The sequence below is a fragment of the Emcibacter sp. SYSU 3D8 genome, assembly GCF_039655875.1.
Lineage (GTDB): Bacteria > Pseudomonadota > Alphaproteobacteria > SMXS01 > SMXS01 > RI-34.
In genome coordinates, this window is sequence record NZ_JBBYXK010000010.1 from 1 (window position 1) to 23,312 (window position 23,312).

The following is a 23,312-nucleotide window of genomic DNA, read 5'->3' on the forward strand; positions in this document are numbered from 1 at the left end:
CGATAGCGCGCCGGCTGATGCCGCCGAGGAGCGGCGTTCGCGGGCACGTCCCGAGGCAGCGCAGTCCGGTACGTCCCGGCAGCCCGATAGCGCGCCGGCCGATGACGCCGAAGAGCGGCGTTCGCGGGTCCGTCCCCAGGCAGCGCAACCCGGTACGTCCCGGCAGCCCGATAGCGCGCCGGCTGATGCCGCCGAGGAGCGGCGTTCGCGGGCACGTCCCGAGGCAGCGCAGTCCGGTACGTCCAGGCAGCCCGATAGCGCGCCGGCCGATGACGCCGTGGAGCGGCGCTCTCGGGCACGCCCCGAGGCATCGCGGCCCGGTGTGACCCCGCAGCCCGATAGCGCGCCGGCCGATGCCGCCGAGGAGCGGCGTTCGCGGGCACGTCCCGAGGCAGCGCAGTCGGGCGTGCCCTTGCAGCCCAAAAGTCCGGCGGCCGATGCCGCAGAAGACCGGCGTTCGCAGGCTCCGCGCGTTCAGCCTTCCGAAGACCAATCCGGATCGACGCGTTCAGAACCGCGACGCAAACCCTCCAGGTCCAGCAGCGGTACTGCGGATCCCGAGGAGGAAGAACAAAGGGATGACAATCGGCCGGATTAACGTAGCTGGCCGATTGGTCCTCGATTGCAGGCTTGTGAAAGGCGGGCGCTGTCGCTGCCGCGTTAGGTCGGCCATTGCTGCTGGATGTGTTCCGGCGCAGCACGGCGCGCGGCGTCATGCCGGCCGGGGCGACCATCTCCACCAGCAAGATGCGGGCGGGCGGTGAGTTCAGATGTTCCACCACATGGGCTCGGCGCCCGAATTGTGGATCAGCGCGAGGGTGTTGCGCGAGGTGCCGCAGAGGGGTTGTGATAGTTCACGACGATGGTCATGGCGGATCCTTCGGCTGCCGGTATGCGCGTCATTGTACGGGGCCGAATAGTGACGATCGTCGCGGCGCTTCCCGCGGCAAATCCCGCCTAGCCGGAAAGGCCGGGCCCGGTGCCACAGGCCTGGTTTACAGACACGATCTAGGTCGTCTGAACGATTCCGCTGGTATCCAGCCTGAGCGTCATATCGTATATCTTCCAGCCATCCTCATATCGCCTGACTTTCGAGATATAGGTGCCGAGGAAGTAGTACACCGAATTGTCCGGGTTCTTGTGCCAGGCGTTCAGATAACTCTCCAGCACACCCTGGTCGCCGTTCACTTCGGTCAGCTGCGTGCCGATCAGGTGCTGCGTCCCTATGTAGTCCTTCAACGCATTTTCCGCCACGCCGGCCCAACCATCGGGACCGTCGGCGACAAAGTCGTTGCCGGTATTTGCAGTCCGTACTTGTGCGTCGGGCGTGAAAATCCTGTGGTAGATTTTTCTACCCTCGTCCCTGACTTCCGGCGACTTCTTGCCGAGCTTGTCGGTGGCCTTGGCGTAAAGCCGCTGCAAGGTTTCGATTTCGTGTTTGTCGGCAACAATTTCCGCGCGTCGATCGGACATTTCGGGCCCTTTGCCTTGTGAACTGCTCCAGTTTGAGAAGCTTAATCGGTATTATCCGGCAGTAGAAGCACCCTTCGGCATCCATGCCTGATTGACAAAGCTAGCCACGGTCCCACAGCCGCGCCGCGCCGCGCACGCCGCTGGCATCGCCGTGGCGGGCCTTCACCATCGGCGTCTTCACCCCGTCCGAGAACACGAAGCGCGGCAGCAGCGGCGGCACCAGGTCATAGAGCCGGTCGATGTTCGACAGACCGCCGCCCAGCACGATCACGTCCGGGTCGAGAATGTTGATCACCGTGGCGAGGGACTTCGCCAGCCGCAGGGCATAGCGCTCCAGCGCCGCGATCCGGGCCGGCGAATCGCCCCGGGCGATATCCTCGGGCGACGCGTCCTCGCCGGTCGCCTCGCGATAGGCAAGCGCCAGCCCGCGGCCGTTGAGGAATGTCTCGGTGCAGCCGCGCCGGCCGCAATAGCAGGCCGGGCCCGGCCGCTCGGCATCGTCGGGCGCGGGCAGGGGATTGTGGCCCCACTCGCCATGGGTGGCGTTGGGGCCGCGGTGCAGCAGGCGGCCATGGGCGACGATGCCGGCGCCCACGCCTGTGCCCAGGATGGCGGCGAATACCACATCGTGGCCGGCGCCCGCGCCGTCGCTGGCCTCCGACAGGGCCAGGCAGTCGGCGTCGTTGGCCATGCGGATCTCGCGCCGCAGCGCCGCCGCAATGTCCTCGCGCAGCGGGCGGCCTTCCAGCCCCTCGGCATTCTGCATGAAGGTGGTGTGCGGCGAGATCGAGCCGGGCGTGCCCACGCCCACCGTGCACAGGCCCGTCGCGGCTTCCGCCTCGGTCACCAGCGCCGCGATGGCGTTGATGCGGTCGTCGTAATGCGACGGCGTCGGCACCCGTCGCCGGAACAGTTCGGCCCCGCCAGCATCCAGCACCACGCCTTCGATCTTGGTGCCGCCCAGGTCGATGCCCATGCGCAGCATGGCGCTCAATAGCCCAGATCGGCCATGTGCGCGGTCAGCCACGCGGCGGCGTCGGGCCAGTTGTCGGCCCGGTGGCGGCTGTGCTCGGCCGGCCCCAGCAGGCTGCCCAGCCGCTGGTCGTGCACGAAGTGCAGGCAGTGCACCCGCGCGCAGGCCTTGGCGACCGAGGCGATGTTGGGGGGAATGTCGTCGATGAAATAGACCGGCGCGTCCACCTTGTCCGCCAGATGCTTCACCACCGCACCCTTCAGGCCGATATTGGCGATCAGCGGATAATCCATGCCCAGCGCCTTCAGCGCGCGCACGCGGGCCTCGCGCTGCTGCAATGGCACATTGGTGACGATCACGACCTGGGCCTTCGCCGACAGCGCCTTCAGCGCCTCGGGCGCGCCCGGCACCGCCGGTTGCAACTCGGTCTTCTCGACGAAGAACTGGCCGATCAGGGCGGTAACCTCCTCGGCGGCGACCGCCACGTCGTCGGACTTGCGCCTGATATTGCCGGTCAGGGCGAAGCTCTCCAGATTCAGATACAGCTCGTTCTCGTGCAGGAATTCCTCCAGCACGCTGGCGAATTGCACGATCACCTCGTCGGCGTCGGACAGAATCAGTGGGCGGGCGGGATCGAGCGCGATCCGGTCGGCCTGTTCGAGCACGTCGGGATGAACCATCATGCCGTCAGGTATAATGGGGGAGGTCGCCGCCCGGCAAGTAGGCGCGGGCGCGGGCAGGCTCGTCGGGCTTTATGTCGGCGGCCTCGCAGAACGCCAGCAGCAGCGGTTCGTCCTGCAATAGGTGATCGAGCACGCCGGCCAGAATCTCTGGATTGGACGCGGCGGCGCGCAGCTGATCCAGCCCAAGGCCGGTCAGATGCACGAATCCGTCCAACGCCTGTTCGTCCGCCGCCAGGAAGGCAAGAGCCTGCAGGGCGACGGTTTCGGCGCGGTCGGTGTTCATGGATGGAAATGGGCCGGGTTCACGCCCCGGCAGGCGGGGTCGGCAAGATTATTTAATCTTGCCTTCCTTGAACTCCACATGCTTGCGCACGACCGGGTCATACTTCTTCACCTTCATCTTCTCGGTCATCGTCCGAGGATTCTTCTTGGTGACATAGAAGTAGCCGGTGTCCGCGGTGCTCTCCAGCCGGATCTTGATAGTGGTCGGCTTCGCCATGGTAACGACTCCTGTTGCGCGGCGCGCATCGATTTGAAGGGCGCGACCATAGCGCCGGCAATTGGCAAGTCAAGCGGTGAGTGGGGCGATATGGCCCTGCTCCGGCAGTATTTGCTGTGGCCGCCCGGCGACCCTATCTTAGGCCCGACCGGGACGACCCGGTTCATCCAGTATCACAGGGGACGGCCCCGCGACAGATCGAAGGAGGTCTGCGATGGGATGGATTTATCTGGGCCTTGCGGGACTGTTTGAGATCGGCTGGGCGCTGGGATTGAAACAGTCGCACGGTTTCACCCGGCTGTGGCCCTCTGTTCTGACCGTGGCGAGCATCGTCATCAGCCTGGGGCTGCTTGGCATGGCGCTGCGGCATGTGCCGCTGGGCACGGCCTATGCGGTCTGGAGCGGCATCGGCATCGTCGGCACCGTGATCGCGGGCGTGCTGCTGTTCGGCGAGTCCGTCACGGTGCTGCGGCTGGGCTGCGTCGGGTTGATCGCGGCGGGAATCGCCGGGCTGAAGCTGCTGCCGGCTAGTTGAGCGGACCGTCGTCCTGCCAGCATGACTTGAGCGCGTCGGCCACCGCGTCCCAGTCGTCGCAGTCGATCGGTCCCGCGCAGATCGCAGGGTCGTCGGCCAGCTTCTCGAGATCGTCGCCGGCGGTGCCGCCTACCTTGGCGCGTCCGCTGCGGCTGTCGATCACCGCCATGGTCCGGTCGTCGCCGGCATGGGGAATCACCGCGAAGTCGCCGGCGGGAAATACCAGCAGGTCGCCGCCCTCGCAGGAGAATTCGCCGGTCTGGTCCCAGGCGCCGAGCGGTCCCGCCCGGTAGCTGCCTGCCCAGGCCGTCGCCGGCACCAGCGCCGCCAGGACGCAGCAGATCGCCAGTCGTGACATTCTTTGCTTCCTCCGTCGGCCCCGCTGGACTTGCGGTCCAGACCCTTCCTATCATGCCCGCTCATTCGCCGGACGGGAAGGGGAGAGCCGTGGTCCCGCCGGCAATCAGCAGGAGAGACCCATGCCACCAAGGGATCCGAAAGCCCTTACCAACCTTCGCATCATCATCGCGCTGTACAAGGCGTTCGAGGGCGGCACGCGCCAGCATGTCTGGGACGGCTATGACCTGTACCTGTCCGAGGAAGGCAGCTACAGCCTGACCGGCTTCCCGACCATGACCAAGGCGCAGGTCAAGGAGATCCTGTTCAGCGACATCGGCGGCAATGCCCCGGTGGTGAAGATCGTCCCCAAGCTCGGCACCCAGGAAGCCATGGACGACCTGGTGTTCGTCGAGCATGTGGACAGCTACCGCGACAAGAGTGGCGCCGAAGTGCTCAGGCTCCCGGTGTGCAGCGTGTTCACCCTGAAGGGCGGCAAGATCCGCAAATGGGTCGACTATTGCGACCCGCGCGGCCTGCTGGAACTCTATGGCGACCGGATTCCGTCATGAAGCCCGTCGTGCTCGTCGTCGGCGCGGGCGTCGCCACCGGCGGCGCCATCGCCAAACGCTTCGCCCGCGCCGGCTATACCGCCTGCGTCGCCCGGCGCAACGTGGACAAGCTGAACCACCTGGTCGGCGAGATCGTCGCCGAGGGCGGCACCGCCCATGCCTACGGCGTCGATTCGACCGACGAGGCCCAGATGGTCGACATGGTGGCGCATATCGAGCGCGAGGTCGGCCCCATCGAGGTGGCGGTCTACAACGCGGCGATCGGCACCCATTCGCCCATCGCCCAGCATTCGGCGGCGGATTACGAGCGGGTCTGGCGGGTCAACGCCTTCGGCGCCTTCCTGATGGGCCGTGAGGTGGCCAAGGTGATGGAGCCGCGCGAGAAGGGCACCATCCTGTTCACCGGCGCCACGTCGGCGCTGCGCGGCAAGGCCAACCTGGCGGCGTTCTCGGGCTCCAAGCACGCGCTGCGGGCGCTGGCCCAGTCCATGGCGCGGGAGCTGTTCCCGAAGAACATCCATGTGGCGCACGTCATCATCGACGGCCCCATCGACACGCCGCTGATCCGCAAGATGATGCCGAAGGTGTTCGAGGAGCGCCCGGCCGACGGCGTGCTCGCGCCCGAGGCCATCGCCGACACCTATTTCGCCATCCACTCGCAGCACCGCAGCGCCTGGACCCACGAGACCGAGCTGCGTCCCTGGAAGGAACCCTGGTAATGGGCAAGACCCTCGAATTCTTCTTCGATTTCATGAGCCCGCCCACCTACCTGGCGTGGACGCGGATTCCCGGCATCGTCGAGCGCACCGGCTGCACCGTGGTCTGGCGGCCCATGCTGACGCTCGGCCTGTTCCAGCTCACCGGCAATCGGCCGCCCATGACCGTGCCCAACAAAGGCAAGTATGGCGGCATGGATTTGCAGCGATTCGCCCGCCGCTACGGCGTGACGCTCAACCCCAACCCGCACATGGCCGAGGTGAAGATCGTCACGGCGCTGCGCGGCGCGCTGGTGGCGCAGGAGCGCGGCGAGTTCGACGCCTACGCCAAGGCCATGTTCGAGGGCATGTGGCTCAAGAGCCTCAACATCGGCGCCGACGACGTCTGGCCGCAGCTGCTCGAAGAGGCCGGATTGGACGTGGCCGCCTACCAGGCCGGCATCGCGCGCGAGGACATCAAGGACAAGCTGAAGGCCAACGTCCAGGAAGCCGCCGACCGCGGCGCGTTCGGCGCACCGACCTTCTTCGTCGACGGCGAGATGTTCTGGGGCCAGGACCGGCTGGATTTCGTGGAAGAGGCGCTGAAACGCTGAATCCTGTGTCCTGAAACAATGCCGATTTTGCGAGCGCAGCGAAGCAATCTACCGTGCAGTTGACGGCTGTGTGCCGGAAGGGCTGGACTGCTTCGCTGCGCTCGCAAAATCACGGTTGAGCGGGTTTAAACCCCCGCCAATCCATCCACGTAAATCCGCTCACCGGTGACGTAACTGTTCTGCTCCGACACCAGCCACCGCACCACGTTGGACAGGTCCTCGGGCTGGCACACGCGGCCGAACGGCGCCGTCGCGTCGGCGTCGCGGGGGTCGGCGACGCCTCTCGCCTTCAGCAGGCGGCGGCCCATGTCGGTCTCGACCACGCCGGGCGCCACCACGTTCACACGGATGTTGTTGGCGCGTTCCTCCTTGGCGACGCCGAAGGCGATGGCCTCGATGCTGGCCTTGCCCACATTGTAGGGCGCGCCGTTGGCCATCCAGCGCCGCGTGGCGGCCGACGACACCATGATGATGTCGCCGCGCGGGCGTTTGCGCAGATGCGGGATCACCTCGTGGGTGGCATAGAACGTGCCGAAGGCATGGGTGCGCACCACCCGCTCGAATTCCTCGGGGTCGGTGTCGGCGACCGAGCGGCCCTTGCTGGCGATGCCGGCATTGTTGACCAGGATATCGATCTGGCCGAAATCGGCGGCGACCTTCGCCACCATGTCCCGCACCGCGGCAAAGTCGTCGACGCTGGCCTGGTAGAGTTCCGCCCTGACACCCAGTGCGCGGACCTCATCCAGGGTCGTGCGGGCCTCGTCCTCGTTACCGCGGTAATTGATGGCCAGATCGGCCCCGTCCAGCGCCAGCCCCAGCGCGATTCCCTTGCCGATCCCCCGGTTGCCGCCCGTGACGATGGCGACGCGTCCCTGCAATGACATGGCATCCTCCCTTTTCCCGGCGGGATGATAGCAGCGTTTGCGCGGGGAGCCACGCCTAGCGCCGGCTTGTTCTTGACAGTATCGTGCCGGTTCTAAAAAATGGACCGTGCATTAAATTTGGGGAGGATTGCATGCGTGTCGGTGTCGTATTTCCACAGACCGAGATCGCCGCGGACCCGGTGGTCATTCGCGACTGGGCGCAGGCCGTCGAGGGGTTGGGCTTCGACCATATCACCGCCTATGACCACGTGATGGGCGCCAACCTGGCCAGCCGGCCCGACTGGCGCATGCCCTACAATCACGACACGCCGTTCCACGAGCCGATCACCCTGTTCAGTTTCCTGGCGGGCGTGACCAGTACGCTGGAGCTGGCGTCGGGCATCATCATCCTGCCGCAGCGGCAGGCGGCGCTGTTCGCCAAGCAGGCGGCCAACGCCGACGTGTTCTCGGGCGGCCGACTGCGGCTGGGATTCGGCATCGGTTGGAACCAGGTGGAATACGAGGCGCTGGGCACGCCGTTCCAGGCTCGCGGGGCGCGGCTCGACGAACAGGTCGACCTGCTGCGCAGGCTGTGGACAGGCAAGCCGATCAGCTTCGAGGGCCGCTTCCACAAGGTGACCGATGCGGGCATCAATCCTCCGCCGGTAAAGAAGTCGATTCCGGTCTGGTTCGGCGGCGCGTCCGAGGCGTCCATGAACCGGGTCGCCCGTACCGGCGACGGCTGGATCCCGGTGCTGCCCGCCGCGCAGGCCGCGGGGAAGGTGGCCGAGATGCGCGAGTTGGTGCAGCAGGCGGGCCGCGATCCGGCCACGGTCGGCATCGACAACATCATCTTCGTCGGCGCGACGCTGGGCGGGCCGGTGCGCACGCCCGACGACGCGGCCGCCGATCACGCCGAGTGGAAGAAGGCGGGCGCCAGCCACGTCACTCTCCACACAATGGGCGCCGGACTGAAGACGGCGGACGAGCATCTTGGCTATCTGCGGCGGTTCATGAACGCCATCGGCTAGGCGCGCAGGCCGAACCAGCACGCGTGCTGCCCGGTGGACAAGTGCGCCGGGCGCATGGCATCGTGCGCGCAACCGCTTTTGCAAACAGGGGAGACCGCAATATGGAATACCGTAATCTTGGTAATTCCGGCCTGAAGATTTCGACCATCAGCCTGGGCACCAACAACTTCGGTGGCCGCACGGACATGGCCGAGACCCAGGTCGTCGTCGACAAGGCGCTCGAGCAGGGCATCACCATGTTCGATACCGCCGACGCCTATCCGACCGATCCCCATCTGTGGGGCAAGTCCGAGGAATTCCTGGGCAAGGCGCTGGGCGCCCGCCGCAAGGACATCGTGCTGGCCAGCAAGTTCGGCATGCCGATGGGCGCCGGCCCGTACATGGCGGGCGGCTCGCGCCGCTACATCATGAACGCGGTCGAGGCCAGCCTGAAGCGTCTGGGCACCGATTACATCGACCTCTACCAGTTGCACTTCCCCGATCCCACGACCCCGCTGGAGGAGACGTTTCTCGCACTCGGCGACCTGATCCAGCAGGGCAAGGTCCGCTATATCGGCTGCTGCAACTTCAAGGGCCACCTGCTGGTCGACGCCATGCATGTCGCCAAGAATCTGGGCGTGCCGCAGTTCATCTCGGTGCAGAATTTCTACAACATCCTGCGCCGCGACGTTGAGGACGAGCGCCTCGCCGCCGCCAGGTTCGCGGGCGTGGGCTTCCTGCCCTATTTCCCGCTGGCGTCGGGCATGCTGACCGGCAAGTACAAGCGCGGCGAGAAGCCGGCGGCGGGCACCCGCTTCGGCGAGGGCAGCAACATGGCCGGCCTGGGCGGTCTGGAGATGAACGACCGCAATTTCGATCTGGTCGAGAAGATCGAGGCGTTCGGCAAGGAGCGCGGCCTGAGCGTTCTGGAAATCGCCGTTGCATGGCTGCTCGCGCAGCCGGGCGTCACCTCGGTGATGGCGGGTGCGACCAAGCCCGCACAGATCGAGCAGAATGTCGCCGCAGCCGGCGCCAAGCTTTCGGCGGAAGATGTGCAGGCGCTGAACGACATGACCAAGCCTATGGGCGGTCTGCCGTTCTGATCGGATAGCAAGAACCCGGTACGCCGGGCAAAGCGATCGCGAGAGCCGTCCGCCATCCGCCAGCGCCCTTCGGGGCATGGAGGGGACGCGGGCGGCTTTCTGCTGTCTGGAGAGTGATCGATGAGGATTCCGATTTTCCAGGTGGATGCGTTCACCGAAACCCTGTTCGGCGGCAATCCGGCGGCGGTATGCCCGCTGGATGCGTGGCTGCCCGATGCAACGTTGCAGGCCATCGCCGCCGAGAACAATCTGTCGGAAACCGCCTTCTTCGTCCGCGACGGCGGCGATTACCGGCTGCGCTGGTTTACGCCGGGCGCGGAAGTGCCGCTGTGCGGCCACGCCACCCTGGCAAGCGCCTTCGTGATCATGACCTTGCTGGAAGGCGGCCGCGACGAGGTGACGTTCCACACCCTCAGCGGCCCGCTGAAGGTGGTGCCCGATGGCGAGGGCTTCGCCATGACATTGCCGCGCAGGTCGCTGGAGACTGTTGCGCCGCCCGCCGGCCTTGCCGGCGCGCTGGGCGGTGCGCCGGAATCATGGCTGGCGGGCGAGCGTGAATATGTCGCGGTGTTTGACAGCGAAGCCGCAATCCGGGCGCTGACGCCCGACATCCGGGCGTTTACTGCGTTCGACCGGTCCTATGTCATCGCCACGGCGCCGGGCGAGCGCACCGATTTCGTGCTGCGTTTCTTCGCGCCGTCCGTTGGCGTTGACGAGGATCCGGTGACCGGCTCGGCGCAATGCGTCACGGCGCCCTATTGGGCGGCGAGACTGGGCAGGGACACGCTGACGTCGCACCAGGCCTCGGCGCGCGGCGGCGACCTGCGCAGCACGGTGCTGCCCGGCGCCGTCCGGGTCGCGGGCGGCTGCGTGCTGTATCTGGAAGGATCGATTGTGGTCCCGCGCTAGCGGACCGGGAGCGCTAGTACCAGAGCACCAGCGACATGGTGCCTGCAAGCAGCGCGAAGGCGTTGATCAGACCGAAAGCCTTGGTCATTTTGGTGTAGCCCCAGGCCGGGGCATAATTGCTCCGGCTGATTGATGTATATGGCACGCCGTGATCTTCCGGCAATGGCGGGACCTTCACTGGAACGGGATGACGGCAATGCGCAAAACGCATGAAGTCCGCTTAGGGGCGCCGGCCTTTGGCCGTGCGTGTCGAGGCGTGAAAGTCGGGCGGCTTGTCGGCGAGCCAGGCGATGAACCGCCCGATTTCGGGATGGCCGCGCAGGGCCTCGATGCTCGCATACGAACGCGCCAGCACGGACTCGGCGAACAGGCTGTGGATCTTGCGGTGGCAGATCGGGTGCAGCAGCACGGTTTCGCGGCCACCCTTCAGTCGCGGCACGAGATGGTGGCGCTCGCGCCGGCGGCCCAGCGGCCGCTCGCACAGCGGGCAGATGACGGCTCCGGTCTCCATGGGGGCCCATTAGGGTCGAGCCCCGGAACTGCGTCAACGGAACCATGGGCATGACCCTGGAAGATCTTGCCGCCGATTGCTGGCGCCTGCTCGCCGCCGCGCCGGGGGATCGTGGTTCGCCGCTGCGCACGCCGGTGCTGGCGACCGGCGGCGCACAGGCGCGGACGGTGGTGCTGCGCGCGGCGGACGCGGCGGCACGGACCTTGACCATATTCACCGATCTCCGGTCGTCCAAGGCGGCGCAGCTGGCCGGTGATCCGGGCGCGTGCATGGTGTTTTACGATCCGGCGAGCGGCGTGCAGCTCCGGGCATGGGGTGCGGCGGCGCTGCATTCGGGCGATGCGGTCGCCCGCGCCTGTTGGGACGCCGCGCCGGCCGTGACGCGGCGGCCCTATCTGTCGGCACCCGGTCCGGGACTGCCGCTTGACCGGCCTGGCTCGGGGTTGCCGGACCTCGCCGATGATCTGGAGCCGGGCTATGCGCATTTCCTGGTGGTGCGGGTCACCGTCAGCAGGCTCGAATGGCTGCGGCTCGAGCCGACCGGGAATCTGTCGGCCCGGTTCGACTGGCCTGACGGCGGCAAATTCTCGGCCACATGGATTGTGCCATAATTGTTTGCCTGCCCGGTGGGGCGCGGATTAGGCTCGCGGCGGGGAGCAGCGGACAGGAGAACCGGAATGAGCCAGATCTACGGACCCATGATCCAGCAGGGCTATATCGTGCCAGACCTGCAGGCCGGCATGGCGCACTGGCTGGCGCGCGGCGTCGGCCCCTGGTACGTCATCCCGCCGTTCAGTCTCGATGCGCTGCATTACGGCAAGCCCACCGTCTGCCGGATTACCGCAGCCTTCGCCTGCTCGGGCGACCAGCAGATCGAGCTGATCACACCGCTCGAAGGCTCGGGGCCCAGCGTTTACAGCGACTTTCTGGCCGCCAATCCCGAAGGCGGCATGCAGCACCTCGCCTCGTGGTGCGACGACGTTGACGCGAAACTGGAGCAGCTTGCCGCCGACGGCGTCGATTTCGTCGTCGCCCAGCGCTATCCGGGGTCGCATGCCTATCTGGACGTGGCGGGTTCGCCCGGTGTGATGATCCAGCTGATGCCCACCATCCAGCGCTACATGGACCTCTACAATGTGGGAGTCTCTGAATCCGCGGCATGGGATGGCACGACCAGGCCGATCAGGGTCATGGACTGGACCCATCCGGTGGATGTGGACGCGCTCTGAGGCGGATCACAGCAATTCCTTGCAACTGGCAATCCAGTTGGACTTAATTATGCACGGACGCAGGTAATTTCCGCCTGGGTGAACGCGGCCCGTGCGGCCGATGGGGGACGTGTTGAGCGGCAGATGGATGTTGGCGGGCGTTTGCCTGATGCTTGCCGCATGCGATTCCGCATCGCAGAAGATGCCTGCGCCCCAGCCTGTTCCCGTGGTCTCCCACACCATCCAGCCGGGTGAGTTCGTAGAGCGGATCGAGGCCATCGGCACGTTGCACGCCAATGAATCCGTGACCTTGTCGGCCAAGGTGACCGAGAAGGTCGCCCGGGTTCATTTCCAGGATGGCCAGACCGTCGCCCGGGGCCAGGTGCTGATCGAGTTCACCAACGACGAGGAAGGCGCCATGCTGGCCGAGGCCCGCGCGACCCAACGCGAGGCCGAGCAGCAGCTCGAACGGGTACAGGAACTGTCCGGCAAGGGCTATGCGACCAAGGCGCGACTCGATGAACAGTCGCGGGCCGTCGACGGCGCCCGGGCGCGCGCCCGGGCCATGGAGGCGCGCATGTCCGACCGGGTGCTGCGGGCGCCGTTTGATGGCGTGCTCGGCTTCCGGCAGGTCAGCCCCGGCACGTTGGTATCGCCGGGCACGGCCGTTGCGACACTTGATGACATCGACCCGGTGAAACTCGATTTTTCGGTGCCCGAGACGTTCCTGGGCGCCATCGCGGCCGGCCAGGACGTGGATGCGCGCACCGCCGCCTATCCCGGCCGGGCGTTCAAGGGCGTCATCGAGACCATCGACGCCCGCGTCGATCCGATTTCCCGCGCCATTTCGGTGCGGGCGCTCATTCCCAACGGTGACGGGGCGCTGCGCCCGGGCATGCTGGTCACCGTCGAGGTGATCCAGTCGCGCAGCACGGTTCTGCTGCTGCCTGAAGGGGCGCTGGTGCCGCGCGAAAAGCGACAATTCGTCTGGGTGATCGGGCAGGGCGGCACGGTCACCCAGCGCGAGGTCACCATCGGCCGCCGCCATCCGGGCGTCGCCGAGTTGCTCGGCGGTCTCAGGCAGGGCGAGACGGTGGTGGTCGAGGGGGTCGCCCGCATGGTGCCTGGCGGCCTGGTCCAGAGCATCGGAACGCACAAATTGCCGGAGGCGGAAAGCGGAGGCGCCTGAGCCATGATGCTGTCCGATATCTCGGTGAAGCGGCCGGTCTTCGCGACCGTGCTCAGCCTGTTGCTGCTGTCGTTCGGACTGGTCGCCATCCAGCGCCTGCCGGTCCGTGAGTTTCCCGACATCGATCCGCCGGTCGTTTCCGTCAACACCACCTACAAGGGCGCGTCAGCCGCCACCGTAGAGGCCCGCGTCACCAAGCTGATCGAGGATCAGGTCGCCGGCATCGAGGGGGTGCGCTGGATTTCGTCGAAGAGTTCGGACGGCAGCTCCAGCGTGGTGATGGAATTCAACCTGGACCGGGACGTGGACGCGGCGGCCAACGACGTGCGCGACCGGGTTTCCCGGGTGGTGGAGGAATTGCCGGACGAAGTCGACGCGCCGGAGATATTCAAGGTCGATTCCGACGAAGACCCCATCGTCTGGTACAATCTGTCCAGTTCGGTCATGGATGTGGCGCAGATGTCGGACTATGCCGACCGCTACATCGTCGACCAGCTGTCGGCGGTGGACGGCGTGGCCCGTGTCATCATCGGCGGCGAACAGCGCTATGCCATGCGAATCTGGGTCGACCGCGTGGCGCTGGCGGCCCGCCAGCTGACCGCTTCCGACATCGAGACCGCGCTGCGCACGCAGAATGTGGAACTGCCTGCCGGCGCTCTCGAATCCGCCGATCGCGACTACACGCTGCGGCTGGCGCGCGCCTACAGCACCGAAACCGACTTTGCGAAGCTGGTGATCGCGAAGACGGCGGACGGCCATCTCGTCCGGCTGGGCGAAGTGGCGCGGATCGAGCTGAGCTCGGAAGAGCCGCGGATTTTCTTCAAGGGCAACGGCGAGACGCAGATCGGTCTTGGCGTGGTTCGCCAGTCGCGCGCGAACACGCTGGAGGTAGCCAGGGCTGCGAACGAGATGATCGACCAGATCGGCCCCACGCTGCCGGCCGGCACGTCGCTGCACCGCACCTATGACGGTTCGGTGTTCATCAAGGAGGCGATTCACGAGGTCTACCTGACGCTGGGGCTGGCCGTGGTGCTGGTGGTTGGCGTGATCTACCTTTTCCTGGGCAGCATCAGGGCGACGATCATCCCGACGGTAACCGTGCCGGTCTCGCTGATCGCCAGCTTTAGCGTGTTGTATGCGTTTGGCTATTCCATCAACCTGCTGACCCTGCTGGCGCTGGTGCTCGCCATCGGCCTGGTGGTCGACGACGCCATCGTGGTGCTGGAGAACATCTACCGCCGCGTGCAGCGGGGCGAGGCGCCGCTGGTCGCTGCCTATCGCGGTGCGCGGCAGGTGGGCTTCGCCGTGCTTGCAACCACCGGTGTGCTGATCTCGGTCTTCGTGCCGATCATCTTCCTCGAAGGCAATGTGGGGCGGCTGTTCGCCGAACTCGGTGTCGCGGTCGCCTCGGCCGTGGGATTTTCGGCGCTGGTCGCCCTGTCGTTCAGCGTCATGCTGTCGTCCAAGCTGCTGAAGCCCATGGGCGAGAAGAAGGGGCGGTTGCAGACATTCGTCGACGACCGCATGGAACGGCTGGCCGACCGGTACACCGGCCTTCTGCAACGGGCGGTCAGGCAACCGCTGGCCGTTGGCGGCGTGGTGGTCGGCGTATTCGCGCTGATCGTGCTGATCGGCAGCCAGGTCAAGGAAGAGCTCGTACCGCCCGAGGATCGCGGCGCGTTCTTCCTGACCTTCCAGGGACCGCAGGGCGCCGGCTTCGACTACAGCAAGGCCCAGATGGAAAAGGTCGAGACGCTGCTGCTGCCCTATGTCGAGAGCGGCGAGGCAAAACGGGTGATGCTGCGGGCGCCGTCCTACGGCGGGCCGGCGGCTTTCGACACCGGCTCCGGCATGCTGGTGCTGGGCGACTGGCAGGACCGTGAGCGGGATACCTTCGCGGTGATGGACGAAATCCGCGGCACTTTTTCCGAGACGATGCCGGGCATTCGGCTGTTTCTGATGATGCGCCAGGGAATCAGCAATACGCGCGGCCAGCAGGTGCAGTTCGTCATCGGCGCCAGCACCTTCGAGGAACTGGCCCGGTACCGCGACATCATGCTGGAAAAGGTGCGCGCCAACCCGAACCTGATCGGCGTCGATGTCGACTACAAGGAGACGCGGCCGCAGATGGAAGTGCTGCTCGACCGCGACCGCGCGGCCGACCTTGGCGTGCCCGCGGAAGAGGTGGGCGCCACGCTCGAGAGCATGATCGGCTCGCGCAAGATCAACACCTTCGCCCGCGACGGCGAGGAATATTACGTGATCATCCAGGCCCAGCGCGCGGACCGCGAGAGCCCGACGGACCTGTCGAACATCTATGTGCGCTCGCGCACCACGGGTACGCTGGTGCCGCTGTCCAACCTGGTGCGGCTGGAGGAGCGGGCCGACGCCAAGGAGCTGAACCGCTACAACCGGATGCGGGCCATCACCGTCTCGGCCAGCCTGGCCCAGGGATATGCGCTGGGCGATGCGCTCGGCTTTCTCGAGGAGACCGCCAGGACCGAGCTGCCGGCTGCGGCGCGGATCGGATACAAGGGCGAATCGCTCGAGTTCAAGCAATCGTCGGGCGCCGTGATCTTCACCTTCTTCATCGCCCTGCTGGTGGTGTTCCTGGTGCTGTCGGCGCAGTTCGAGAGTTTCATCCACCCGTTCGTGATCATGCTGTCGGTGCCGCTCGCCATTCTGGGCGCGGTGGCCGGATTGTGGATATTCGGCAGTACGCTGAATATCTACAGCCAGGTCGGCATCATCATCCTGGTAGGCATATCGGCGAAGAACGGCATCCTGATCGTGGAATTCGCCAACCAGCTTCGCGACGAGGGCCGCACCGTCGACGAGGCGATCATCGAATCCTGCCGTATCCGGCTGCGCCCGATCATCATGACCAGTCTGGCGACCGCCATCGGCGCCGCGCCGCTGGCGGTGGCGAGCGGCGCGGGGGCGGAAAGCCGCGTGACCCTGGGTATCGTCATCTGCTCGGGCGTGCTGGTGGCGACCGTGCTGACCCTCTTGGTGGTGCCGGCGTTCTACCGCCTGCTGGCGCCCTACACCCGCTCGCCCCACGCCGTGGCGCGGCAGCTCGAGGCCATGCAGCGGCAAGCCTGAAGCGATTTCCGTCGGCACTGAACCGCTTGGCGTTTGTCGCCGCGGGTTTCGGACGCCGGGGCGATTCCGCCTCGGCTGAAAGCGCTCTGGGCGCTGGACCGTGCGGCCGGAACGTGCTTGGCTTTCCGCTCGTCAAACGGGGAGAGTGACATGAGCAAGATTTTCGGGCCTGTGGTGCAGCAGGGCTATGTGGTGCCCGACATGCAGAAGGGCATCGAGCACTGGCTGGCGCGCGGCGTCGGCCCGTTCTACCTGATCGAGGACATCAAGCTGCCTGCCGAGCATTACGGCGAACGCATGGACTGCCACATCCAGGCGGCCTTCGCCTATTCGGGCGACCAGCAGATCGAGCTGATCGCGCCCTATGACGATTGCGGCCCGACCATCTACGGCGACTATCTGAAGCAAAATCCCGAGGGCGGCCTGCAGCATCTGGCGGTGTGGTGCGACGATGTGGACGGCAAGCTGAAATCGCTGAAGGATGACGGCGTCAACTATGTGGTCGGCCACCGCTACATCAACTCGCACGCCTATATCGACCTGCTCGACGCGCCCGGCGTGATGATCCAGCTGATGCCGACGGACCCGCTGCACATCGAGATGTTCGACGTCATCAAGCAGGCGTCCGACACCTGGGACGGCAAGACCGATCCGGTGCGCCCGCCGTCGTGGGGCCGAGGCTAGTCGGCCAGCAGGACCGGCGGCTTGCCGACCACGAATTTCAGCACCAGCACGCCGGTGGCGAGCGCGGCGGTCATTACCATGGCCATGGGCATGGGCGAGCCGTCGTAAAGCAGGCCGGCGAGGGCCGAGCCGCCCGCGCCCAGCGCGAACGCCATGCTGCCAGTGAAGGCCGAGGTGCTGCCGGCGCGTTTCAGGTCGATCACCATGGCCGAGGCGCCGCCATTGGGCAGCACGAAGCCCATGCAGGTGATTACCAGGAACAGCGGGATCAGCAGGCCCGGCAGGCCGCCTATGCCGGTCAGCGCCGACGCCAGGAGGATCAGCGTCAGCCCCAAGCCTATGGCCAGCGCGATCTTCAGCAGATCGTGGCTGGAGTGGCGCTTGAGCAGGTGGCGGTTGATCTGCGACCCGGCGATCAGGCCGGCCGCGTTGATGCCGAAGAACCAGCCGAAATGCTCGGGCGGGATGCCGTAATGCTCGATCAGCAGATCCGGCACGCAGGTGATGTAGGTGAACATGGAGGCGGTGCCCAGGCCGCCGGCGATGGAATAACCCACTATATGCCGGTTGCGCGCCACCGCCGTGATGCCCCGGAACGGCGATTCGGTCCTGGCGTGGGCGGCGACAATGTCGGACCGGGACTCGGGAAGCCGGAACAGCACCAGCGCGCCGACGAGGACCCCGAACAGGGCCAGCACCAGGAAAATGGCCTGCCAGCTCGCCACTGCCAGCACCCAGCCGCCGCCGATCGGCGCCAGGATCGGCGCCAGGCCCATCACCAGCATCAGCAGCGAGAACATGCGCGGCGCCTCGCGCCGGTCGTAGACGTCGGTGACGACGGCACGGGCCAGCACCTGGCCGACGCAGGCGCCCAGCGCCTGCAGGAAACGCATCACGATCAGCGAGCCGATGGTCTGGGCGAAGGCGCAGCCGATGCTCATCACGATGAACACCCCGATGCCCACCATCAAGGGCGGACGGCGGCCGACGCGGTCGGAAATGGGACCGTACAGCAACTGACCCAAGGCCATGCCGATCAGGAACACGGACATGGTCTGCTGGGCACTGGCGGGATCGGTCTGAAGGTCGGCGGCAATGGCCGGCATGGCCGGCAGGTACATGTCGATTGCCATGGGACCGAATGCGGTCAGCGATCCCAGCATCAACGTCAGCCTCACGCCCGGCGTGGGTCGACGGGCCGCCGTGATTGTATCCGTAGACATTCAGGCTTACTCGAAAACGGTTTGTGGGATAAGTAAGCGATCCGTAAGCCGCTGGATACAAAGAACGCGGCCGCCATTCGGGAATACCACGGTTGCTTGAATCTCGGGATGAGGAGGAAGCGGGCGCCGGCATGAGTGATGCCGACCTTCAGCGTGCGGCCGAAGAGGCGTTTACCTTCGAGGTCAACAAGCACCTGAAGCGGAATTACTTCGCTCTGCTGATGCACGGCGTGTTCGGCATGACCGGCTTCCGGCTGCTGCAGGCCCCGACTTTCCTGCCTGCCTATCTGTACGTGTTGTCAAGTTCGCCGACCGCGGTCGGCCTGGTGCTGGCCGCGCAGCATATCGGCTCGACTTTGGCATCGCTGCCGGGCGGCAACATGATCTCGCACCGCAAGAAGGTGGTGCCCATCTTCATGTGGGTTGGCGGCGCCATGCGCGTGGCGGTCCTCGGCATCGCCGTCGCCGGTTTCGGCGTCACCGGGCTGACACTGTTCGGCTTCAAGGTGCCCAGCTTCCTGCCCGACGAAACCGTCGCCCTGTGGACCATCGGCCTGTGCCTGCTGCTGTTCGGCTCGTTCAACGGCATGCAGTCGGTGGCGTTCCAGTTCACCGTGTCCAAGCTCATACCCGTCGCGGTGCGCGGCAGGCTGATGGGGTTTCGCAATTTCTTCGCCGGCATTGTTGCTGCGGCGGTCGCCTATATGGGCGGCGGCTATTTCATCGAGCACAACGTGCTCGGCAACGGCTATGCGACGACCTTCTTCCTGGCCTTCGTCCTAACGGCCATCGGCCTGCTTGGCCTGAAGCAGATCCGCGAGCCCGAACCGCCCAACGTGCAGGCGCCCGCGCCGCTGATGCAGCGGCTGCGCGACCTGCCGCGCCAGACGCGCACGCCGGGCTTTCGCCGTTATCTGGTCGGCAGCACGCTTGCGTCGCTCGCCATCGCCGCGGCGCCGTTCTACATCCTCCACGTCAAGCAGGAGCTGAACGCCTCGGGCGAGGTACTGGGCGGCTATGGCCTTGGTGTGCTGACCATCTCGTTCATGCTGCTGCCCACCTTCGTGGCGCCGATCTGGGGCATGCTGGGCGACCGCTTCGGCAATTCCTGGACCTTCGCCGCCTCAATCGCCATCTGGGGCGTGTTCCTGCTGATCCTGCTGATCGCGCCCACCAGCCTGTTCTCCCTGGCCATCGTGTTCAGCGGGCTGGGTGTCGGCATCGGCGGCCTGCAGATCGCCGGGCAGAACCTGTTGCTGGAATTCGGCTCCCGCGACGACCAGCCGATGATGATCGCGCTGGCCAGCATGGTCGCGTCGGCGATGTTCGCGGCCGGCCCGATCCTGGGCGGTGCGCTGGCCGAGGCGACCTCCTACACGGTGATGTTCCTGGTCGCCATCGTCATCAAGGGCGTCGCCGTCTGGGTGATCCTGGGGAATGTGCGGCGGCGCAAGCTGGTCTAGCTTGACCGGGCGGCGCCGGGCGTCCAACACTGACCGCCGGATTTCCGTCAGGGGAACATAAAATGATTCGCGGCATTCACCATGTGGCGCTGGCCACCAGCGATCTGGACCGTCTCGTGAAGTTCTACCAGGAAGGCTTCGGCTTCGAGGTCGTCGCCACCATGGGCTGGGAAGTTGGCTCGGAGCGCATCGACACCATCGTCGGGCTGAAGGATTCGTCGTGCCGGCAGGTGATGATGAAGGCCGGCAACACCCATATCGAGATTTTCCAGTACAAGACGCCCGAGGGCAAGCCGGTGGACCCGAAGCGGCCGCCGAGCGACCACGGCTACACCCATTTCTGCGTCGACGTCACCGACATCGATTACGAATACGAGCGCATGAAGACGCTGGGCATGACCTTCAACTGCCCGCCGCCCACCCGCGAGGAGCTGGGCAACGGCGCCATCCGCGCCACCTATGGCCGCGATCCGGAAGGCAACCTGATCGAGCTCCAGGAGATTCTGGACCCGAACCACGCGTTCTACCTGAACGTCTGATGTTCTTTCCCGGATTCGAGCGCCGGCGCATCGCCACCGATGGCGCCGAGATCAACCTGGTCACCGGCGGCTCCGGTCCCCCAGTGCTGCTGCTGCACGGCTATCCGCAGACCCATGTGATGTGGCACCAGGTGGCGCCGGTGCTGGCGGAAAACTTCACCGTCGTGGTGCCCGACCTGCGCGGCTATGGCGACAGCTCCAAGCCACCGGCGGGCGAGTTGACCTATGCCAAGCGGACCATGGCCATGGACAATGTGCAGGTGATGCGCGCGCTCGGCTTCGAGACATGGTGCGTCGCGGGCCATGACAGGGGTGCGCGCGTATCCTACCGCATGGCGTTCGATCATCCGGACCGGGTCGAGAAGCTGTGCATCCTCGATGTGGTGCCGACCATCGAGCAGTACGATGCGGCGGGAAAGAACCGGAAGGTGGCCGTTGGCATGTACCACTGGTTCTTCCTCGCCAGCCCCGCGCCGCTGCCGGAGAGGCTGATCGGCGGCGACCCCGAATATTATCTGCGTCATTCCATGGAAACGTGGTCGGGCCAGGACGCCCGCTTCGATCCGGCGGCGATGGCGGAATATATCCGCTGTTTCTCCGATCCGGAGACCATCCGTGCCACCTGCGACTGCTACAGGGCGGGGCCGACGGTCGACTGCGACATCGACGAGGCGACCCGCAAGGCCGGAGAGAAGATCAGCTGCCCGACACTGATCCTGTGGGGCGACCGTGACGGCAAATGGGACGAGGACCGCATGCTCGGCACCTGGAAGCGCTGGGCGTCGGACGTGCGCGGGCAGGCGGTGCCGGGCGGGCATTTTTGCCCGGAAGAAGCGCCGGACGAGACGGCGAAGGCCATCGGCGAGTTTTTCGCCAACTAACCAGTATCGTCATCCCCGCGCACGCGGGGACCCAGCTCTTCGTAGAGCGCCAATGGTTCGTTCACAAAGAAGTTTTTCGTGAATGAAGCACACGATGGTCGCCGCCCTTTCCCCGTCTGGGTTCCCGCGTGCGCGGGAATGACGACGAGGGATGAGGGTGGGAAAAATCAGTCCTTCGCGCCCTTGTACGGGTCCTCGTTGATGTCCCGGTCGACCTTGCGCTCGTTGGGGCCGGCCTTGAGCACCCTGCGCAGCACGAACCAGCTCAGCAGGCTGATCCCGGCATAGAACGCAACCAGATAGGCCAGGCCGGCGAAGCCGTTGAACCAGGTGTCGAGGCCCGTGAACAGCACCACCGCGACAACGATTGCGCCGGCGGCGAAGCCCAGGAACAGGTAGCCCGGCATCGCCAGTTCCACCACGCCCATGGCGAAGGCCACGGCCAGCCACGCGGCCGGGTGCAGGAAGAAGTCGCGGCTCAGGATGCCGTCGATCATGAAGGCTTCCTGCCGAACATCTTGGCGGCCGCGCCGAACGCATCGGCCAGGTCGGTGGGCAGGATGATGGTACGGGTGCCGTTGCTGCTGGCCATGTGGCCGATCGCCTCGATCTGCCGCTTGGCGATCTCGAACTGGATCGCCTCCATGCCGTTCTCGCGGATGGCGGCGGCGACCGTCGTGGTCGCATAGGCGTCGGCGTCGGCCTGGATGCGCTTGGCCTCGGCCACGCGCTGGGCGGTGAACAACTCGCCCTCGGCCTTCAGCTCCATGGCGCGCTTTTCGCCCTCGGCCTTGGCGACGGCGGCGCGGCGGGCGCGCTCGGCGTTCAGCTGCTGCAGCATGGCGTCCATGGTTTTCGCGTCCAGGTTGATGTCCAGCACCTCGGCGCGGGTCACCTCGATGCCCCAGTCGTCGGTGGCGTCGGCCAGCTGGATCTTGATCGAGGCATTGAGCGGCGCGCGATTGGACTGCATCTCGTCCAGGTCGATCTTGCCCAGTTCCGAACGCACGATCCCGGCCACGGTGGTGGCGACGGCCTGGTCGATGTTGCTGATCCGGTACACCGTGTTTTCCGGCGAGACGATCCGGTAGAACACCACGATCGACGCCTTGATCAGCACGTTGTCCTTGCTGATGGCGTCCTGCTCGATGCTGGGAAGCTGGCGTTCCAGGATCGAGATCCTGTGCTTCACGGAATCGATGAGCGGCATGATGATGTTGAGGCCCGGCCCCAGCACGGCGTGCAGCTTGCCCAGCCGCTCGACCACGAATTTCTCGCTTTGCGGCACGATCTTGATGGTCATGAACGACAGCATGACCAGCAGGACGATCAGGACGATCGCGGCGATTTGTCCGTCACCCATGAAATTAAGACCCCCTTGAAATCCACGCCGCGGATTAGAAACCGGTGCCCGGTTGTTGGCAAGCGGAACCGGCTCGCGGCCATTGCGGCAAAGGCCGCGACCTGCTCTAATCCCGCGCCACAATCACGCGTGACTGACCAAGGGGAGAGATCGATGGAAATGCGGGTTCTGGGCCGCACCGGCATGCATGTGAGCAAGTTCTGCTTCGGCGCCGGCATGTTCGGCTATTTCGGCAACAGCGATCAGGCCGAGTGCAGCCGCATGGTCGACCGGGCGCTCGATGCGGGCATCAATTATTTCGACACCTCCGATGTCTACTCCCACGGCGAATCCGAGACCATCCTGGGCAAGGCGCTGGGCGCGAAGCGAGATGACGTCATTCTCGCCACCAAGTTCAGCCTGCCCATGGGCGGCGCCAACCCGAACATGAAGGGCAATTCGCGGCGCTGGATCATGAAGGCGGCCGAGGACAGCCTGCGCCGCCTGGGCACCGATTACATCGACCTCTACCAGGTGCACCGGCCCGACAGCGCCACCGACATCGACGAGACGCTGGGCGCGCTGACCGACCTGGTTCGCCAGGGCAAGGTGCGCTACATCGGCTGCTCGACCTTCCCCGCCGAGCAGATCGTCGAGTCCCACTGGGTGTCGGAGAACCGCGGCCGCGAGCGGTTCCGCACCGAGCAGCCGCCCTATTCCATCTTCGCCCGCCGCATCGAGGCCGACGTGCTGCCGACGGTGCAGCGCTATGGCATGAGCGCCATCGTCTGGTCGCCGCTGTCGCAGGGCTGGCTGACCGGCAAGTGGCGGCCGGGGGGCACCCCCAAACACAAACAAAAAAATAAAAAACAGACCCAACAAATAAAAAAAAAAACCGCCGC

General features: G+C 65.9%; 28 protein-coding genes and 1 pseudogene. 16 read left to right on the forward strand and 13 right to left on the reverse strand.

Annotated elements, in window-relative coordinates:
- Window positions 1-692: 692 nt before the first annotated feature.
- The 6 genes and pseudogenes from WJU21_RS19240 to rpmG form a co-directional block, all read right to left on the reverse strand.
- A pseudogene (locus tag WJU21_RS19240) lies at window positions 693-870 on the reverse strand (arsenate reductase); the annotation flags it as partial.
- Between the two features lie 138 nt (window positions 871-1,008).
- Window positions 1,009-1,473: a nuclear transport factor 2 family protein gene (locus WJU21_RS19245; RefSeq protein ID WP_346325091.1), complete on the reverse strand. Its 465-nt coding sequence runs from the start codon at window positions 1,471-1,473 to the stop codon at window positions 1,009-1,011.
- A gap of 100 nt (window positions 1,474-1,573) precedes the next feature.
- On the reverse strand, window positions 1,574-2,458 hold the full coding sequence (locus WJU21_RS19250; RefSeq protein ID WP_346325118.1) for an ROK family protein: 885 nt from the start codon (window positions 2,456-2,458) through the stop codon (window positions 1,574-1,576).
- A 5-nt stretch (window positions 2,459-2,463) separates the two neighbouring features.
- Window positions 2,464-3,126, reverse strand: coding sequence for a hypothetical protein (locus WJU21_RS19255; protein WP_346325092.1), 663 nt, complete (start codon window positions 3,124-3,126; stop codon window positions 2,464-2,466).
- Between the two features lie 7 nt (window positions 3,127-3,133).
- Window positions 3,134-3,412, reverse strand: coding sequence for a DUF3572 domain-containing protein (locus WJU21_RS19260; RefSeq protein WP_346325093.1), 279 nt, complete (start codon window positions 3,410-3,412; stop codon window positions 3,134-3,136).
- Between the two features lie 48 nt (window positions 3,413-3,460).
- Window positions 3,461-3,628 (reverse strand): 50S ribosomal protein L33, encoded by a 168-nt coding sequence (rpmG, locus tag WJU21_RS19265; RefSeq protein ID WP_346325094.1) that lies wholly within the window; start codon window positions 3,626-3,628, stop codon window positions 3,461-3,463.
- A gap of 214 nt (window positions 3,629-3,842) precedes the next feature.
- On the opposite strand from rpmG, the gene WJU21_RS19270 reads away from it, so the two are divergent.
- The gene (locus WJU21_RS19270) at window positions 3,843-4,163 is read left to right on the forward strand and encodes a multidrug efflux SMR transporter (RefSeq protein WP_346325095.1); all 321 of its coding nucleotides are present in this window, start codon (window positions 3,843-3,845) and stop codon (window positions 4,161-4,163) included.
- On the opposite strand, the gene WJU21_RS19275 is transcribed toward WJU21_RS19270, so the two are convergent.
- A complete protein-coding gene (locus WJU21_RS19275) occupies window positions 4,156-4,521 on the reverse strand; it encodes a hypothetical protein (protein ID WP_346325096.1) in 366 nt (121 codons plus the stop codon). The genes WJU21_RS19270 and WJU21_RS19275 overlap by 8 nt on opposite strands.
- 121 nt (window positions 4,522-4,642) lie before the next feature.
- On the opposite strand from WJU21_RS19275, the gene WJU21_RS19280 reads away from it, so the two are divergent.
- The 3 genes from WJU21_RS19280 to WJU21_RS19290 are packed head-to-tail and all read left to right on the forward strand — an operon-like array spanning window position 4,643 to window position 6,380.
- The gene (locus WJU21_RS19280; protein ID WP_346325097.1) at window positions 4,643-5,071 is read left to right on the forward strand and encodes a limonene-1,2-epoxide hydrolase family protein; all 429 of its coding nucleotides are present in this window, start codon (window positions 4,643-4,645) and stop codon (window positions 5,069-5,071) included.
- Window positions 5,068-5,790, forward strand: coding sequence for an SDR family NAD(P)-dependent oxidoreductase (locus tag WJU21_RS19285; protein ID WP_346325098.1), 723 nt, complete (start codon window positions 5,068-5,070; stop codon window positions 5,788-5,790). Before WJU21_RS19280 ends, WJU21_RS19285 begins: the two co-directional genes overlap by 4 nt.
- Entirely contained in the window at window positions 5,790-6,380 is a 591-nt protein-coding gene (locus WJU21_RS19290) for a 2-hydroxychromene-2-carboxylate isomerase (RefSeq protein WP_346325099.1), read from the forward strand. The genes WJU21_RS19285 and WJU21_RS19290 overlap by 1 nt, the downstream gene beginning before the upstream one ends.
- Window positions 6,381-6,505: 125 nt before the next feature.
- Here the strand turns inward: WJU21_RS19290 and WJU21_RS19295 are convergent, their stop codons facing one another.
- Window positions 6,506-7,264 (reverse strand): SDR family oxidoreductase, encoded by a 759-nt coding sequence (locus WJU21_RS19295; RefSeq protein ID WP_346325100.1) that lies wholly within the window; start codon window positions 7,262-7,264, stop codon window positions 6,506-6,508.
- A 131-nt stretch (window positions 7,265-7,395) separates the two neighbouring features.
- On the opposite strand from WJU21_RS19295, the gene WJU21_RS19300 reads away from it, so the two are divergent.
- The 3 genes from WJU21_RS19300 to WJU21_RS19310 all read left to right on the forward strand — a co-directional run bounded on the left by WJU21_RS19300 (window position 7,396) and on the right by WJU21_RS19310 (window position 10,265).
- Window positions 7,396-8,274: an LLM class F420-dependent oxidoreductase gene (locus tag WJU21_RS19300; protein WP_346325101.1), complete on the forward strand. Its 879-nt coding sequence runs from the start codon at window positions 7,396-7,398 to the stop codon at window positions 8,272-8,274.
- A 101-nt stretch (window positions 8,275-8,375) separates the two neighbouring features.
- Window positions 8,376-9,356: an aldo/keto reductase gene (locus WJU21_RS19305; RefSeq protein ID WP_346325102.1), complete on the forward strand. Its 981-nt coding sequence runs from the start codon at window positions 8,376-8,378 to the stop codon at window positions 9,354-9,356.
- A 120-nt stretch (window positions 9,357-9,476) separates the two neighbouring features.
- Entirely contained in the window at window positions 9,477-10,265 is a 789-nt protein-coding gene (locus tag WJU21_RS19310) for a PhzF family phenazine biosynthesis protein (protein WP_346325103.1), read from the forward strand.
- Between the two features lie 13 nt (window positions 10,266-10,278).
- Here WJU21_RS19310 and WJU21_RS19315 read toward each other — a convergent pair whose 3' ends face one another.
- Both WJU21_RS19315 and WJU21_RS19320 read right to left on the reverse strand, forming a co-directional pair.
- A complete protein-coding gene (locus WJU21_RS19315) occupies window positions 10,279-10,410 on the reverse strand; it encodes a hypothetical protein (RefSeq protein ID WP_346325104.1) in 132 nt (43 codons plus the stop codon).
- Between the two features lie 75 nt (window positions 10,411-10,485).
- Window positions 10,486-10,776 carry an HNH endonuclease gene (locus tag WJU21_RS19320; RefSeq protein WP_346325105.1) on the reverse strand — a complete coding sequence of 97 codons (291 nt, stop codon included), beginning with the start codon at window positions 10,774-10,776 and terminating at the stop codon, window positions 10,486-10,488.
- Window positions 10,777-10,826: 50 nt separating this feature from the next.
- Between WJU21_RS19320 and WJU21_RS19325 the strand changes: the two genes are divergently transcribed.
- The 5 genes from WJU21_RS19325 (at window position 10,827) to WJU21_RS19345 (ending at window position 16,962) form a co-directional block, all read left to right on the forward strand.
- Window positions 10,827-11,387 (forward strand): pyridoxamine 5'-phosphate oxidase family protein, encoded by a 561-nt coding sequence (locus WJU21_RS19325; RefSeq protein WP_346325106.1) that lies wholly within the window; start codon window positions 10,827-10,829, stop codon window positions 11,385-11,387.
- A gap of 66 nt (window positions 11,388-11,453) precedes the next feature.
- Window positions 11,454-12,005: a VOC family protein gene (locus WJU21_RS19330; RefSeq protein ID WP_346325107.1), complete on the forward strand. Its 552-nt coding sequence runs from the start codon at window positions 11,454-11,456 to the stop codon at window positions 12,003-12,005.
- A gap of 148 nt (window positions 12,006-12,153) precedes the next feature.
- On the forward strand, window positions 12,154-13,173 hold the full coding sequence (locus WJU21_RS19335) for an efflux RND transporter periplasmic adaptor subunit (RefSeq protein ID WP_346325108.1): 1,020 nt from the start codon (window positions 12,154-12,156) through the stop codon (window positions 13,171-13,173).
- Between the two features lie 3 nt (window positions 13,174-13,176).
- A complete protein-coding gene (locus WJU21_RS19340) occupies window positions 13,177-16,278 on the forward strand; it encodes an efflux RND transporter permease subunit (protein ID WP_346325109.1) in 3,102 nt (1,033 codons plus the stop codon).
- A 150-nt stretch (window positions 16,279-16,428) separates the two neighbouring features.
- Complete coding sequence (locus WJU21_RS19345) at window positions 16,429-16,962, forward strand: VOC family protein (RefSeq protein WP_346325110.1); 534 nt, start codon at window positions 16,429-16,431, stop codon at window positions 16,960-16,962.
- Here WJU21_RS19345 and WJU21_RS19350 read toward each other — a convergent pair.
- The gene (locus WJU21_RS19350) at window positions 16,959-18,185 is read right to left on the reverse strand and encodes a multidrug effflux MFS transporter (protein WP_346325111.1); all 1,227 of its coding nucleotides are present in this window, start codon (window positions 18,183-18,185) and stop codon (window positions 16,959-16,961) included. The genes WJU21_RS19345 and WJU21_RS19350 overlap by 4 nt on opposite strands.
- A 131-nt stretch (window positions 18,186-18,316) precedes the next feature.
- Here WJU21_RS19350 and WJU21_RS19355 point away from each other — a divergent pair, with 131 nt between their 5' ends.
- The 3 genes from WJU21_RS19355 to WJU21_RS19365 all read left to right on the forward strand — a co-directional run bounded on the left by WJU21_RS19355 (window position 18,317) and on the right by WJU21_RS19365 (window position 21,068).
- The gene (locus WJU21_RS19355; protein WP_346325112.1) at window positions 18,317-19,648 is read left to right on the forward strand and encodes an MFS transporter; all 1,332 of its coding nucleotides are present in this window, start codon (window positions 18,317-18,319) and stop codon (window positions 19,646-19,648) included.
- A gap of 62 nt (window positions 19,649-19,710) precedes the next feature.
- On the forward strand, window positions 19,711-20,187 hold the full coding sequence (locus tag WJU21_RS19360; RefSeq protein WP_346325113.1) for a VOC family protein: 477 nt from the start codon (window positions 19,711-19,713) through the stop codon (window positions 20,185-20,187).
- The gene (locus WJU21_RS19365) at window positions 20,187-21,068 is read left to right on the forward strand and encodes an alpha/beta hydrolase (protein ID WP_346325114.1); all 882 of its coding nucleotides are present in this window, start codon (window positions 20,187-20,189) and stop codon (window positions 21,066-21,068) included. The genes WJU21_RS19360 and WJU21_RS19365 overlap by 1 nt, the downstream gene beginning before the upstream one ends.
- Window positions 21,069-21,235: 167 nt before the next feature.
- On the opposite strand, the gene WJU21_RS19370 is transcribed toward WJU21_RS19365, so the two are convergent.
- Together WJU21_RS19370 and WJU21_RS19375 are read right to left on the reverse strand one after the other, a co-directional pair.
- On the reverse strand, window positions 21,236-21,565 hold the full coding sequence (locus tag WJU21_RS19370) for a hypothetical protein (protein ID WP_346325115.1): 330 nt from the start codon (window positions 21,563-21,565) through the stop codon (window positions 21,236-21,238).
- Complete coding sequence (locus WJU21_RS19375; RefSeq protein WP_346325116.1) at window positions 21,562-22,431, reverse strand: SPFH domain-containing protein; 870 nt, start codon at window positions 22,429-22,431, stop codon at window positions 21,562-21,564. Before WJU21_RS19375 ends, WJU21_RS19370 begins: the two co-directional genes overlap by 4 nt.
- A gap of 153 nt (window positions 22,432-22,584) precedes the next feature.
- Between WJU21_RS19375 and WJU21_RS19380 the strand changes: the two genes are divergently transcribed.
- Window positions 22,585-23,312, forward strand: a 728-nt coding sequence (locus WJU21_RS19380) for an aldo/keto reductase (RefSeq protein WP_346325117.1), incomplete at its 3' end; no start/stop codon positions are given.